The following is a 14,187-nucleotide window of genomic DNA, read 5'->3' on the forward strand; positions in this document are numbered from 1 at the left end:
CCTTCGTCGCCAGGGCTTCCCGTCCTTCTCAAGGGAGAAGGAAGGTCTTGCACTGGCCACTTCCCGCAAAACCCGAAAATAAAGGGAGCCGGCGCGCAGTCCCATGCGCCGGCCCCCCATTTGCGTTGATGCCTTGCGACCCAAGGCTCTCAACGACTGCACCGTACAGACGGCGCAGCGATGCGTTATCCGTGCAGTTTCAGTGCCGTTTCCGCAACGCGCCGGCCCTGATAGCGTGCGCCCGCCAGTTCTTCCTCGCCGGGCTGGCGGCTGCCGTCGCTATCCGCCAGCGTGGTGGCGCCATAGGGTGATCCGCCGCGGACCTTGTCGACGCCCATCTGTCCGGCAAAGCCATAGTCCAGGCCGACGATCACCAGACCGAAATGCAACAGGTTGGTGATGATCGAGAACAGGGTGGTCTCCTGCCCGCCATGCTGGCTGGCCGTCGAGGTGAAAGCGCCGCCTACCTTGCCGTTCAGCGCGCCGCGCGCCCAGAGGCCGCCTGCCTGGTCGAGGAAGGCCGCCATCTGGCTCGACATGCGGCCGAAACGGGTGCCGGTGCCGATGATGATCGCATCATAATCCGCCAGCTCCGCGACAGTGGCGACCGGCGCTTCCTGATCGAGCTTGAAATGAGCGGCTTGCGCCACTTCCAGCGGCGCCGTCTCCGGCACGCGCTTGATGTCGACCTGCGCGCCGGCAGCCGCCGCGCCTTCCGCCACGGCCTTCGCCATCGTCTCGATGTGGCCGTAGGAGGAGTAGTAGAGAACCAGAACCTTTGCCATGAGTATCTCCATTTCGTCTAATGCGTTGATCGTAAAAAGGTTTCGAAAAAATCGGCCGCCCGCGCAGAGGGAGGGGGGAGAAGCGCGGGCGGCCTTTCGGCCCGTCCGGGGGAAGGGGACGGACCTTATTCGCTGTCCACCAGGACGATTTCGGCGTCCTCGATCGCCTTGATGGTGATGGGCGCGCCGCCGATGATCGCAGCGCCGTCGCGCGCCTCGAAGATCTGGCCGTCGATCTCGACCCGCCCGGTCGCCGGAACCAGATAGAGATGACGTCCTTCGGCACTGTCGTAGGTCACGCTTTCGCCCGCCCTGACGGTGCCGCCCAGCAGACGGGCGTCGGCGCGGATGCGCAGCGCTTCCACATCCTCCGCATGGCCGCTTGCCAGGACCACCAGCTTGCCGGACCGGTCGCCCTTCGGAAAGGGCTTGGCGCCCCAGCTCGGCTGGCCGCCGCGACAGCGGGGCGTGACCCAGATCTGAAAGAGCGTCGTCGTCTCTTCTTCCAGATTATATTCGGCATGGCGGATGCCGGTGCCCGCGCTCATCACCTGAACGTCGCCGGCCTCGGTCCGGCCCCTGTTCCCCAGGCTGTCCTGATGGGTGATCGCGCCCTTGCGGACATAGGTGATGATCTCCATGTCCGCATGCGGATGCGGCGGAAAGCCGGAGCGGGGGCCGATTTCATCATCGTTCCAAACCCGGATCGCGCCCCAGTTCATGCGGGCGGGATCATGATAGTCCGCAAAGGAAAAATGGTGCCGCGCGTTCAGCCAGCCATGGTCGGCATGACCGAGGGACGCGAAGGGGCGGCGTTCGATGCGGCTCCCGACTGTCGTGCTCATATTCAGGCCTTTCGATTGCGTTGCCGGAAGGTTCCGGCTTGCTTTCCGCCAATCTAGCGATCAGGATCGTTTCTTGAATAAGCAGCATTGAAACGGATTGTTTCCTTATGCGTCTTCCCGATTTCGAGGCATGGGCGATGTTCGCCGCCGTGGTCGAGCATCGCAGCTTCACCGACGCGGCCAAGGCGCTGAGCGTTTCCAAGGCCACCGTCTCCAAGGCGGTGACGCGGCTGGAGCAGCATCTGGATACCAGCCTGTTCAGCCGCACCAGCCGCCGTCTGGCCCTTACCGAGAGCGGCAAGCGGCTGGCCGAGCATGCGGCGCGCATCCTGTCGGAAGGGCAGGCGGCGGAGGAAGCGGCGAGGGACGAAACGGCCGAACTTTCCGGCACGGTCCGGCTGGGCGCGCCGATGACCTTCGGCCTGCTTCGCGTCGCGCCGCTGGTCGCCGAATTCACGAAGCAGAACCCGCAGGTGGACATCGACCTCCACCTGTCCGATGCGCGCATCGATCTGGTGGAAATGGGCCTGGATGCGACCATCCGCATTGCCGACATGCCGGACAGCTCGCTCCGCGCCCGGCGCCTGGCCGACGTCAAGCTGCATGTCGTGGCATCGCCCGCCTATCTGGCGGAAAGGGGACGCCCCACCCATCCGTCCGACCTCGGCAGCCATGATTGCCTCTGCTATTCCAATACCCCGACGCCCGACGTCTGGCGCTTTTCCGGCCCCGGCCAGCAGAATGTCGTGGTGCAGGTGCGCGCCCGGCTGACGGTCAACAGCGGAGAGGCGATGCTGCCCGCGCTGCGCACCGGCGTCGGCATTGCCCGGCTGCCCGATTTCATTGTCGGGGACGCGCTTGCATCGGGCGAACTGGAGGAGATTCTGGTCGACTGGCGGCCGCCGCCATTCGGCATCCACCTGGTCACGCCGCCATCGCGTCTGCGGCCGGCCCGGGTGGACGCCGTGCTCGATTTCCTTACCCGCCATCATGGCTGTTGAGGACTCGTTCCACAGGTGAATCCATCTTGACTCCATCTGAATCATTTCGGCTGCAAAATGTTGAAAACAGATTCAAAATCCCACGACTCGCGGATTCCTGCCGGTTAGCGAAAAATTAACCTTTGTCCTTCAGAAGTTTTTTGGTTAATGAATTGGAGCGGCCGTCGTTCTCTGGGGGTGAACGGGACTGCTACGCAAAGGGGCTTCACATGCGCGTGCTGCTAATCGAAGACGAACCGACAACCGCGAAGGCGATCGAGCTGATGCTCACGACGGAGGGGTTCAACGTCTATACGACCGACCTTGGCGAAGAGGGTCTCGACCTCGGCAAGCTCTACGACTACGACATCATCTGCCTGGACCTGAACCTGCCGGACATGCATGGCTATGACGTGCTCAAGAAGCTCCGCGCGGCGAAGGTGCAGACGCCGGTGCTGATCCTGTCCGGCGTGGCGGAAATGGACAGCAAGGTCCGCTCCTTCGGCTTCGGCGCCGACGATTATGTGACCAAGCCGTTCCACCGCGAGGAACTGATCGCCCGCATCCATGCGGTCGTGCGCCGGTCCAAGGGCCATTCGCAGTCGGTCATCCGCACTGGAAAGCTGGCGGTCAACCTGGACGCCAAGACCGTGGAGGTGGACGGCAACCGCGTCCACCTGACCGGCAAGGAATATGCGATGCTGGAGCTGCTTTCGCTCCGCAAGGGCACGACGCTGACCAAGGAAATGTTCCTGAACCACCTTTATGGCGGCATGGACGAGCCCGAACTCAAGATCATCGATGTCTTCATCTGCAAGCTGCGCAAGAAGCTGGCGCTGGCCTGCGGCGGGGAGAATTACATCGAAACCGTCTGGGGCCGCGGCTATGTGCTGCGCGATCCGGACGAGGCGGAGGAATTCGCGACCAAAGTCGCCTGATCCGAGCCATTGCGACAGGAAGAAAAGGCTGGCGATCCTGACAGGATCGGCGGCCTTTTTCCTTTTTTCGCCTCTACGGGACGGGCTCCTGGAGCGTTTCCCAGGCAGATGGAATCATCTGCTGACTCGGAAAACGCGACAAAACAAAAACTTAGAGCAGTCGAGCCGATGCAATCGGATCGGAATCCGCTCTTGAGCGCGCTGCGTTAAATCGGACGCAGCAAATGAGCGTCGCGCCATCCAAACGGCCGAATGTGGATCGCCTGCTCAGGCAGAGCGAAATCACCGCCATTTATTATTGGTGTCCGGCCCCTGTAACCGCGTCCGGAATCCGGGCCGCTTCGTCTCCGCCGATGGCCGGAACGCCTCGGGCACCTGATACCCCTCAGCCGGGCGATCGGCGGGGATGCGACTTTTCACCACCTCCGGATTGATCTGCGCCTCCAGATGCACGCCGAAGCTCTGTCCCTTCCGCCATGCGATCTTTCCCTGCGCCGGTCGGCAGTCGGGCAGGAGGATGACGACGCTTTCCCCCACGGCAAGGTCGAGCTCGCACCGCCCGCCAAGGCCCATTTCCGACACGTCGCGAACGAGGATGTCGATCTCGCCATAATCCGGATGACGCATGCGCGCCTTCAGCAGCCGACGCTGGCGGTCATGCAGCCGCTTGGAGGCGAAATCGGAATCCGAAACGGACATTCAGTCCCGTATCTCTTCAATATCTGGTGCCGCGACGCACCTATGGCGACCCTTGGCTCCATTCGACACTGCCGGCCGGACCCATATGAAATGACGGTGTAGACATTCAGGCGCGCCATGAAAAGTGCCATCATCTTAAACCATTTATATCAAAGGCTTTTAGCGTTTCCTTCAGAAAGAGGGAAGGCCGGCGGCCCGATAAGGGTCGCCGGCCTTCGATCAGGCGGTGAGGCGGCAATGCGGCTGAAAGCCGGTCGGGGATATGTCGCCTCCGGGCGAGGTCAGTTGGCCGCCTGATCCGAAGCGGCCGAGCTGGCCGAACCCGAAGCCTGTCCGCCGCCCGAAAGCTGTCCGGAAGCATCGACGGACCCCAGGCCGCTCGCGCCGTTCGCCGCACCGTTGGCCGCGCCCGCGGCGCTGCCGGCGGCATTGCCTGCTGCCGAACGTGTCCGGCTCACGGCGTTGGCGGCGCGGTCCCGCGCTGCTCCTGCGGTGGCGCTGGCGCGGTCCTTGGTTTCGGCGACGGTTCCAGCGGCCCGGTCCCGCGCCGCGCCGGCCGTGTTGCCGGCCTGGTCGCGCAGGCCGCCCACGGCATTGCGCACATCGCCTGTCCCCAGCGTGTCGGCCGTCAGGCTGCCGCCTGCCGATCCGCTGGCGGAGCCCGAAGCGCTGCCGCTGCGGCTCTTGCCATGGCGGCTGACCGATCCGGAGGCGGAACCGCTGCCGCTGCCATGGCCCGAACCGCTGGCGCCGACGCGGCCATTCTCCAGGTCGATGCTGCGGTCGAGGCCGACGCCGCCCGATCCGCCGAGCGTGCCGCCCAACGATCCGCCCGCGCCACCCAGCGCGCCGCCCAGGCCGCCGCCCAGCATGCCGCCGCCACCGCCGCCCAGCAACTGGGCAGAGGCGGGCGCGGCCGTCAGGGCGGCAAGAGCGGCGGTTGCAATCAGGAACTTGACTTTCATCGATCGTCTCCTTGTTCGTTGTCGATCCGATGACAGGACAACGCGACGGCGATCGGATTTAATCCCAAAATGTCGGAAAAAACTTTCAAATCATTGAAAATCAATCATTATTTCTGCAAGTGCCGCAGATGATGCTAAGGCCGGAGCCCCGCTTCGCCTCCGCCCGCAGGGCCGCCACGCTGCCCTTGGCGAACAGCCGTCCCGCCACCAGCGGCGCAGCGAAGGATGTACCGCGGACCTTACCCTTGCCGCCATCGGCCCGGGCCGCATTCATGTCCGCCCCCGGCGCGGCGAAATCCACATGACGGGCCCGCCCCGCCTCGGGCAGGACGCGGCCCCGCCCGTCAATGCCGGTGACGGCGATCACTCCCGCATAGGAGGCCGGATAGGCCGGCGGCGCGGCCGGCCCGTCATTGCCGACCGCCGCAACCACGGACACGCCACGTTCCCGCGCCAGACGGATGGCGCCGGCCAGCAGGGGATTGTCCGGGCCCACCAGGCTCACCGTCACGACATCGGCCCCGCGCGCCGCCATCCAGCCAAGCGCCCGCGCCATTGCGAAGGCGCTGCCGCCCGCCGGGTCGTCGCCATAGACATCGGCCACCAGCAAGGGCGCGCCGGGCGCTGCGCCCCTTATGCTGCCCGTGCCGCTGATGAGGGAGGCGACCGCCGTCCCGTGCGCGCTGGCGCGGGGAGCCCCTCGGGCGAAACCCCGCTGTTCGATCGGGCCGGTCAGGCTGGGGTGCCGGGCCACCCCGCCGTCGATCAGCCCCGCCGCCTTGCCCCCAACCGACGCGGTTTCCGCAAGCGCGGCGGCGGCAAGACCCATGGAAGCGCCGCTGGGGAAATAGAGATTGTCGGCACTGGCCTGCGCTTCCGGGGCGAGGGACCGGACCTGCTTCAACGCACGCGACAGGCTGCGGCCCTGCGGCACGGTCAGGCGGGTCACGGCAAGGTCCAGCCCCTCTATGGCGGCATCTTCCACGCCATAGCCGGCGGAACGCAGCGCGGCGACGCTTTCCGGCCGCGCCCCGGTCAGCAATATGACGCCGCGCCGCGCCGGTTCGCGCCGGTCGTCCAGTTCCACCGAATCGGCATGCCGCCGCACCAGATCGTCGATCCGCGCCGCCCGCGCCGCCAACAGCCGGTCGGCCAGCCGGGCAGGCGACAGCCGCTCAAGCCCGGCCTGATCCAGCGTTCCTTCCACCCGATCCATCACATGCGGCACGATGCCGCCTGCCTGGCCGCTCACCTGACCCAGGGTGCTGCCCGGCGAAGGCAGCAACTGGGCCTGCGCGCCCGGTGCGGTCAGAAGCAAGCCGGCAACGATCCATCGACGCGCGAATTTCATCTCGACCTCTCCACCGCCGGCACTTCCACCATCAGACTGCCTTCCGGTCCTTTCGCTCTCAAAATGATTCATTGCGAAAAAATTTCCGATACAAGATCCATGCTCAGGGATGAAACGTGCGGCGGCAGCCGTTTCATCCTTCAGGAAGCTGAATGGAGACCGGATGTCGTTCGAAAGCGATCTGTTGGCGATCCTGCCCCGGCTGCGGCGCTTTGCCGCCAGCCTGTCGCGGGATCGCGCCGATGCGGACGATCTCTGCCAGGCGGCGTTGGAAAAGGCGCTCCGGGCACGCGATCAATGGCAGCCGGGGACGAGACTGGATAGCTGGATGTATCGGATCATGCGCAATCTGTGGATCGACGAGGGCCGCTCCCGGCAGCGCGCCGCCCGCACCTTCGCGCCGGAGGAGGCGGGCGAGCATGTCGGCCATGCGGGCGACCGCGATGTGGAGGCGCATGTCATGCTGTCCGATGTCGACCGCGCGATGCAAAGCCTGCCCGACGAGCAGCGGGAGGCTATCGCGCTCGTGCTGGTGGAGGGGCTGTCCTACCGGGAGGCGGCGGAGGTGCTGGACATTCCAATGGGCACGCTGACCTCGCGGCTGGTGCGCGGGCGCGGCGCTTTGATCGAACTGCTGGGGGAAGCGGCATGACGGACATGGACGAAGCCATGCTGATCGCCTTTGTCGACGGCGAATTGGACGAGGTGAACCGGCGGCGCGTCGAACGTGCCGTGGCGGAAGACCCGGCGCTGGCCGCGCGGCTCGACATGCATGTTCGCCTGCGGGAGCGGTTGGCCGGCCATTATGCGCCCATCGAAGCCGAGCCTGTGCCGGCCGCGATGCGGACCTTGTTGCAGGAGGATGCGAAGGTCGTCCCGTTCGCCCGTCCGGTCCAGGCGCGTCGGCGCGTCTGGGCCATGGGCGGCGCCATCGCCGCGAGCCTGCTGCTGGGGCTTGGCGTCGGGCATTTTTCCGGCGGGAGCGACGGTCCGATTTCAATAGAGCGGGGCACGATGGTCGCACAGGGCGAGTTGGCGTCGGCGCTCGAAACCCAGCTCGCTTCCGCGCAGGAGGAAGCGCCGATCCGCATCGGCCTCAGCTTCCGGCGCAAGGGCGGCGGATGGTGCCGCAGCTTCGAAGGGCAGGCCCTGTCGGGCGTCGCCTGCCGCGAGGGGCAAGGCTGGCAGGTGCAGCAGCTCGTGCCGGGCGCGGGACGGGAAGGGGCCTATCGGCAGGCATCCTCGGGCGATGCGCGTCTTATGGCGACTGTCGATGCCTTGATGGACGGCTCCCCCCTCGATGCCGCGCAGGAGAAGGCGGCGAAGGACAGGCGTTGGCAATAGGATAGCTGAAGGAAGGGTGGTATCGGACACTCGCTTTATCCCTCTCCCTTAAGGGAGAGGGCTGCGCAGACTTGGCAGCTTGCTGCCTAGTCGTAGCTGGGTGAGGGGGGCGCGATCCAGGGGATCGCGCGGGCAGCAGGCCCGCTTTCCCCTTCCCAATCAACCCAGCCCCCTTCGCCCCCAAAGCTTCCTGTCCTTCTTCCTCAAGGGAGGAGGAAGGTCTTAAAAGGGCCAAAGCCGGCCCCAATGGCACAGCAGGAACAGGCTAACGCATCCCCATGGCCGCTTCGCTCAAAACTCGAAATTCAACCGCCCATAATAAAATCCGCCGCTGGTCCCATAGGGCGAATATTGGTTGTAAAGGGAAAAGCCGTTGCCCTGTAGCAAAGTGGGCAGCTTGTCGGGATAGCTGTTGAACAGATTGTTCGCCCCGGCCGTCAGTTTGATGCCCTTGCGCAGTTCCATCCCCAGTTCCAGGTCGAAGATGACCTTGGGATCGATTTCCGCATCCAGGGAAGGCGTGGTCGGATGGACCATCGTCACCTTGCCGTAGCGCGTGGCGCGCAGGTTCAGGCTGGCAGGCCCCTTGGTCCAGAGGATGTTGGCGATGAACTTGTCGCGCGGCGTGCCCTTGGTGAAGTCGCCCTGTTTCGACCGGCCGATCAGCACCAGCTGGGAATTGGCCAGTACCGGCGGCACGGCATCGACATGGGTGAAGACGGTCTTGTTGAAATTGGCCGACAGGCTGAACAGCGCATTGCCCCAGTCGCCCAGGCCCGCCCGCCAGGTGCTGACCACGTCCAGCCCCCGCGTCCGGGTGTCGGCGGCGTTGGAGAAGTAGAAGCCGCCCGCCGAGGATGTGATGCCCGCCGCCGCCAGCACGCTGCGCACGAGCGGGCCCTGCAGGGTTTCGGACAGCAGGATGCGGTCCCTGATCTTGATCTGATAGGCGTCGACCGTGATGTTGAGGCGCGGTGTCGGCGTGAGGACGATGCCGGCCGAAAGGTTTCTGGACTTTTCCGGCTTCAGGGCCGTGGCGCCAAGCGCGACGGCCGCGGCGGAATCGACCGGCAGTGCGGATACGGGCAGCAACACGCCGCCGACATTGATCGTGCTGGCGGAGGAATAATGCTGCTGTTGCAGGGTCGGCGCGCGGAAGCCGGTGCTGGCCGTGCCGCGCAGCGCCAGGCCGCGCACCGGCTCGATCCGCACCGACGCCTTGCCGGTGTCGGTGGTGCCGAAGTCGGAATAATCCTCATGCCGCCCGGCCAGCGCGACCTCGAACCCCTCCACGACCTGCTGTTCCAGGTTCAGATAGGCGCTCCAATTGTCGCGGCTCCATTTCCCGGCGGAGGAGAGGGGGAAACCCGTCACCCCCTGCGACCCGGATGTCCGCAGCACACCGGCATTGGGGCCGGTGGTCGACCGGTATTCGCCGTCGATATAGGAAACGGGGTCGCCCGCACCGATGGCATAGCCGTTCCAGCGATATTCCGCGCCCAGCGCCACCAGCAACGGTTCGGCCAGCCCCAGATCGACCGTCTTCTGAAGGTCGAGATTGGTGGTCCACTCCTTCGACGTGACGGCGCCGATATACATGTCGGTCGGGCTGGCCGGACCGAGCGAGGCGTTGATGACCGAGCTTTCCCGATATTTCACCCAGTTGCGGGAAAAGCTGCTGGACAGATCGTAATGGAATGTGTCGGACAGGTCGCCGCGCAGCCCCGCCGCAGTCTGGAAGTCCTCGTCATAGATGTGGAGATGCGGGCTGTAGCCATTGGGGAACAGTTCGGGGATGTTGTTCGGCGCGTCGGGGAAGCGATAGGTCAGCCAGGCGTCGCTATGCCGGCGCGACGCCGTGCCGAACAGGTAAAGTTCGACCTGATCGCTCACCGGCAGCGACAGGTCATAGGCGAAGTTGATGCCCGACACCTGCGGCTGGCCGCCCCGGTTCACGTCGCGATCGACGGTCGCCTCACGCGGGTCGAGCGCACCCGTGGCCGATGAATAGAGCTGGCCCACCCGCGCGTAGAACTGGCCCGGATTGGGCGCGCTGCGATAGGTGCGGCCCTGAAGGAAGGCGTCCAGCGTGAAATGGACATGGCCACCGTCCCCGACGCCGAAGCCCTTGCTGATCTGGAACCGGCCCTGTTCGCCGCCGCCGTCCGCCGTGGCGCCGCCCAGGAAGGACGCGCTTCCGCTGGCATCGTTCTTCAGCAGGATGTTGACCACGCCTGCGATCGCGTCGGACCCATATTGCGCCGACGCCCCGTCGCGCAGCACCTCGATCCGCTCGATGGCGGAGGAAGGGATAAGGTCCAGGTCGGGCGGCGACTGGCCGTTCTGGGTCGTGCCGTTGATGAACAGGGTCGCCGTATTGTGGCGCCGCTTGCCGTTCACCAGCACCAGCAACTGGTCGCCCGCAAGGCCGCGCAGCGACAGCGTCTTGACGGCGAAGCTGGCGCCCGCGCCGCTGTTCGACACGTTGATCGACGGCACCAGCGTGCCCAGCAGGTCGCGCACCGATTGCTTGCCGCTCGCCTCCAGGTCCCTGGCGCTCAGCACGTCGATGGGCGCCAGGCTTTCCGCGACGGTGCGCGTGGTCTGGCGGGTTCCCGTGACGATGATCGGGGCCAAGGCATCGTCCCCATCGGCGGGCGCCATGGCGACCGGGGCCGCCGACGCCCCCGCCACGCCGACCTGCGCAAGCTGGACCGCCAGCGGACTGCGATGGGCGACGGTGCGGTTGGCCGGCACGGCGAGGGCGATGACGCCGACGCCCGCCTCGCTATGCTTGAGCGCGGTTCCGGCCAGCAGCCGTTCCAGCGCGTCTTCGGTCGACAGCCAGCCCTGCACGCGCCGGCTGCGGATCGATGCGACCTCGTCATAGGGGAAGAGGATGCGCACGCCCGACTGGGTCGAAAGCTGGCGCAGGGCGCTGCTCAGCGGCTGCGGGGCGATGTCGAACTTGTGCCGCTGCGACAGGGTGGCGTCCATTTTCGAGGATGCCATCAGCTCCGTGGGCAAAACAAGGCATGTGGCGAGGGCGAACCCCGCCAGTGCATGGCGAATGCGCATCGATTGTTCCCCTGTTGCAGACGGCTTTTTGCCGTTCCGACATCTTCCAACGAAGAAAAGGTCCCGACCCGCCATCCATTACGGAGCGGCGGACAGGAACGATCGGATGCGACCGATAAAGGATCGGGAAATCAGCGGGAAATGAGATTATCTTATTATAATATTACAAATGGCGCTCAGCCCGGATCAGGCGCTGGTCCGCAGAAACCAGCGCTGGTCCTTTTCCAACCCGATCGCGGTCAATCGGCCGCTGCAGAAAGCGCCGGTGTCGATGCCGATCCTGTTGGGCTGCACATCCACATCCTCGCTGATGTTGTGGCCATGCACGATCATCTTGCCGAAATGTCGCCCATGGTTCAGGAAATCGCCCCTGATCCACCGCAGATCGGCAGGAATCTGGGCATCAAGCGCAACGCGAGGCCGCACCCCCGCATGGACGAAGAGATAGTCGCCAAGCGGCAGCATATCGGCAAAGTCGTCCAGGAAATCGACATGATCGCGGGGGACATGGGCCAGCATCCACCGCGCCATCGCCTCGTCGCTCATAAGCGCGCTGTCCTCCGCCCCCAGGCCGTAGCTGGCCAGCGTCTCCACCCCGCCATATCGGCGGAAGAGGCGCGCCGCCTGCGCCTTTCCGCGGGCGGCTGCGATGAACATCTCCTCATGATTGCCCTTGAGGAAGCGGATGTCGCCGGTCGAGCGCGCCAGGCCCATCGCCCTTTCCACCACCTGCCGCGACTGCGGGCCCCGGTCGACCAGATCGCCCAGCAGGACCAGCAGCCGGGGCAGGGGATCGCGCTCCGCCTCGTCCAGAGCGATCCGGTCCAGCAATTGGGCGAAAAGGTCGTCGCGGCCGTGAATGTCGCCTATGGCATAGACGCGCCTGTCACCACCCACGCTGGGGAGGGACGCATCGTCCCGCGCCTTCCGCCTGCGGAACGGCATCAGCATGGCGGGCTTGCCTCACACATCATGCCGCCACTGTCGCACAGCGTTACAGGCGCGGCAATGTGACGCCCTGCTGCCCCATATATTTGCCCGCGCGGTCGGCATAGCTGGTCTCGCACGGCTCGTTGCCCTTAAGGAACAGGAACTGGCACGCGCCCTCATTGGCGTAGATCTTGGCGGGCAGCGGCGTGGTGTTGGAAAATTCCAGCGTCACATGCCCTTCCCAGCCCGGCTCCAGCGGCGTCACGTTCACGATGATGCCGCAACGCGCATAGGTGGACTTGCCAAGGCAGATCACGAGCACGTCGCGGGGCACGCGGAAATATTCGACCGTCCGCGCCAGCGCGAAGCTGTTGGGCGGGATGATGCAGACGTCGGTCTTGCGGTCGACGAAGCTGTTGGCGGCGAAATCCTTGGGGTCGACCACGGCGCTGTCGACATTGGTGAAGATCTTGAATTCGTCCGCCACCCGCGCGTCATAGCCGTAGGAGGAGAGGCCATAGCTGATGCAGCCGTCGCGCCGCTGGCTTTCCACGAACGGCTCGATCATGCCGCTGGTCCGGGCCTGTTCGCGAATCCACTTATCCGACAATATCGACATGGCTGTTCAGCTCTTTCTGGGGGTGATGCCCAAATCGGCGGGGCCGAAGGCATGGGGCAGGAGTTCGGCGACGCGATGTTCGGCCAGCGCGTCTCCTTCCGGCGCCGCGCAGTAAATGGCAAGCGTGCGCCCGGCCATCTGCTCGGCTTCGTTCATGATCTGGCGGCACCGGCCGCAGGGGGTGACGATGGCGTCTCCCGATACGGAGCCGTCCGGCCCCATGGCGCCGCCCACGACCGCGATCGCCTCCACATCGGCAAGGCGGCCCTGCGCGTTGGCCGCCGCCAGCGCCACCGTTTCGGCGCAGAGCGACAGGCCGTAGCTCGCATTCTCGAAATTGCAGCCGGTCACGATCTGCCCGTCGGTCAGCCGCACCGCCGCGCCCACGGCGAAGCGGCTGTAGGGCGCGTGCGCATGGCGCATCGCCGTCCGCGCCGCTCCGATCAGCTTTTCCGTCGCATTCATCGCGCCATCACATCCCATCGCACCGGTCCGTCGATGCCGTCGATATGCCGCATATCATTGGCTGTCCACATCACCCATTTGCGCTTCTCGCGATCGGGCGCGACGAAATTGCGGTCCAGCCATAAGGTCCGGTTGATCCCCGATGCAATGGCGTATTGCGCATCGAAATCGTCGCTGACGTTGAGCAGGACCGGCGTGCCCGCATGACTCTCGATCAGGTTGATCAGCGTATTCAGTTCCGACAGCACCGCGTCCTGCCCCGGCCGCGCCCGGCAGCCCGGCTCGAACGCCAGCCTGATCACCGGCGGCAGCGCGGCATTGTCCCGCGGAACCATGGTCATGAAGCCTGTCGCCTGTTCCGAAGCCCTGGCGCACAGGCTGAAATCCAGCGCCGCGCCATAGCGCAGCCCCGCCGCCCGCGCGCCTGCCCAGTTCGCCTCGAAGGCCGGATCGCGCAAGCGCCCGCCGCGCGAGGCGCGGATATAGGCGAAATCCGCCCCCTGTGCCGCCAGCGTGCCCCAGTCGATGGAGCCATTGTCCGAGGATACTGACACGCCCTGGGTCGGAAACGCCCCCCGATCCGGCGCCCATTCGCGCGCATAGAGCCATCCGCCCAGGGCCATCAGGCCCAGGACGGCAAGAAACAAGCAAAAACGGGCCATGAAATGGCCGGCACTGATGATACGGATGCCCCTTACCCCTTGATGTGCAGGACGCAGATCAGCGTGAACAGGCGACGGGCCGTATCGAAATCGACCTTGATCTTGCCGTCCAGCCGCTCGATCAGCGTCTCGGCGGCGGCATTGTGGATGCCCCGGCGTGCCATGTCCACCGTTTCGATCTGCTGTGGCGATGCGTTGCTGATCGCCTGGTAATAGCTGTCGCAGATCGCGAAATAGTCCCGGATCGGGCGGCGGAACCGGCCCAGGCTCAGGATGATCGCCTCCAGCGGATCGCCATTTTCCCGACGTATCTCTATGACCAGCCGGCCTTCCTCGACACGCAGGTGCACCTTGTAGGGGCCGGCATAGCCGTCCTCATGGCTGCGCTGCGGCTCGAAATAATTGTCCTCCAGCAGGTCGAAGATGGCGATGCGCCGTTCCTGCTCCACATCGGCATTGCGCCAGAGGATCGTCCGCTCGTCGAGCGTGATATCGATGATGCGCGGATCGGCCATGGACGCTATGG

15 protein-coding genes are annotated in these 14,187 nt (G+C 65.4%); 4 read left to right on the top strand and 11 right to left on the bottom strand.

The genetic code is table 11. The features are described 5' to 3' along the window. Positions 1-185: 185 nt before the first annotated feature. Both wrbA and TZ53_RS15640 read right to left on the bottom strand, forming a co-directional pair. On the bottom strand, positions 186-785 hold the full coding sequence (gene wrbA, locus TZ53_RS15635; protein WP_025549661.1) for an NAD(P)H:quinone oxidoreductase: 600 nt from the start codon (positions 783-785) through the stop codon (positions 186-188). 125 nt (positions 786-910) lie between these two features. Next, positions 911-1,630 (bottom strand): pirin family protein, encoded by a 720-nt coding sequence (locus TZ53_RS15640; RefSeq protein WP_044661876.1) that lies wholly within the window; start codon positions 1,628-1,630, stop codon positions 911-913. A gap of 107 nt (positions 1,631-1,737) precedes the next feature. Here TZ53_RS15640 and TZ53_RS15645 point away from each other — a divergent pair, with 107 nt between their 5' ends. Both TZ53_RS15645 and ctrA read left to right on the top strand, forming a co-directional pair. After that, positions 1,738-2,631, top strand: coding sequence for a LysR family transcriptional regulator (locus TZ53_RS15645; RefSeq protein ID WP_044661877.1), 894 nt, complete (start codon positions 1,738-1,740; stop codon positions 2,629-2,631). 209 nt (positions 2,632-2,840) lie between these two features. After that, positions 2,841-3,548 carry a response regulator transcription factor CtrA gene (gene ctrA / locus TZ53_RS15650; RefSeq protein ID WP_025549663.1) on the top strand — a complete coding sequence of 236 codons (708 nt, stop codon included), beginning with the start codon at positions 2,841-2,843 and terminating at the stop codon, positions 3,546-3,548. 282 nt (positions 3,549-3,830) lie between these two features. Here ctrA and TZ53_RS15655 read toward each other — a convergent pair whose 3' ends face one another. The 3 genes from TZ53_RS15655 to TZ53_RS15665 all read right to left on the bottom strand — a co-directional run bounded on the left by TZ53_RS15655 (position 3,831) and on the right by TZ53_RS15665 (position 6,635). Further along, positions 3,831-4,247 (bottom strand): hypothetical protein, encoded by a 417-nt coding sequence (locus TZ53_RS15655; protein WP_044661878.1) that lies wholly within the window; start codon positions 4,245-4,247, stop codon positions 3,831-3,833. 281 nt (positions 4,248-4,528) lie between these two features. After that, positions 4,529-5,212, bottom strand: a complete 684-nt coding sequence (locus TZ53_RS15660; protein WP_044661879.1) for a hypothetical protein — start codon at positions 5,210-5,212, stop codon at positions 4,529-4,531. A 100-nt stretch (positions 5,213-5,312) separates the two neighbouring features. After that, positions 5,313-6,635 carry a S8 family serine peptidase gene (locus TZ53_RS15665; protein WP_044661880.1) on the bottom strand — a complete coding sequence of 441 codons (1,323 nt, stop codon included), beginning with the start codon at positions 6,633-6,635 and terminating at the stop codon, positions 5,313-5,315. A 91-nt stretch (positions 6,636-6,726) separates the two neighbouring features. Between TZ53_RS15665 and TZ53_RS15670 the strand changes: the two genes are divergently transcribed. Then, on the top strand, positions 6,727-7,215 hold the full coding sequence (locus tag TZ53_RS15670) for an RNA polymerase sigma factor (protein ID WP_044663090.1): 489 nt from the start codon (positions 6,727-6,729) through the stop codon (positions 7,213-7,215). Beyond that, a complete protein-coding gene (locus TZ53_RS15675; RefSeq protein WP_044661881.1) occupies positions 7,212-7,907 on the top strand; it encodes an anti-sigma factor family protein in 696 nt (231 codons plus the stop codon). Before TZ53_RS15670 ends, TZ53_RS15675 begins: the two co-directional genes overlap by 4 nt. 291 nt (positions 7,908-8,198) lie before the next feature. Here the strand turns inward: TZ53_RS15675 and TZ53_RS15680 are convergent, their stop codons facing one another. From TZ53_RS15680 to TZ53_RS15705, 6 genes are all read right to left on the bottom strand, one after another. Next, positions 8,199-10,985 carry a TonB-dependent receptor plug domain-containing protein gene (locus tag TZ53_RS15680; RefSeq protein ID WP_044661882.1) on the bottom strand — a complete coding sequence of 929 codons (2,787 nt, stop codon included), beginning with the start codon at positions 10,983-10,985 and terminating at the stop codon, positions 8,199-8,201. 186 nt (positions 10,986-11,171) lie between these two features. Next, positions 11,172-11,936 carry a metallophosphoesterase gene (locus TZ53_RS15685; protein WP_044661883.1) on the bottom strand — a complete coding sequence of 255 codons (765 nt, stop codon included), beginning with the start codon at positions 11,934-11,936 and terminating at the stop codon, positions 11,172-11,174. 43 nt (positions 11,937-11,979) lie between these two features. Beyond that, positions 11,980-12,534 carry a dCTP deaminase gene (dcd, locus tag TZ53_RS15690; protein WP_044661884.1) on the bottom strand — a complete coding sequence of 185 codons (555 nt, stop codon included), beginning with the start codon at positions 12,532-12,534 and terminating at the stop codon, positions 11,980-11,982. Positions 12,535-12,540: 6 nt separating this feature from the next. Next, on the bottom strand, positions 12,541-12,999 hold the full coding sequence (locus TZ53_RS15695) for a cytidine deaminase (RefSeq protein WP_044661885.1): 459 nt from the start codon (positions 12,997-12,999) through the stop codon (positions 12,541-12,543). Then, positions 12,996-13,661, bottom strand: a complete 666-nt coding sequence (locus TZ53_RS15700) for a glycoside hydrolase family 25 protein (protein WP_044661886.1) — start codon at positions 13,659-13,661, stop codon at positions 12,996-12,998. Before TZ53_RS15700 ends, TZ53_RS15695 begins: the two co-directional genes overlap by 4 nt. Positions 13,662-13,693: 32 nt before the next feature. Then, positions 13,694-14,176: a UPF0262 family protein gene (locus TZ53_RS15705; protein WP_025549400.1), complete on the bottom strand. Its 483-nt coding sequence runs from the start codon at positions 14,174-14,176 to the stop codon at positions 13,694-13,696. Positions 14,177-14,187: the final 11 nt, after the last annotated feature.

It is taken from the genome of Sphingobium sp. YBL2 (assembly GCF_000943805.1).
Lineage (GTDB): Bacteria > Pseudomonadota > Alphaproteobacteria > Sphingomonadales > Sphingomonadaceae > Sphingobium > Sphingobium fuliginis.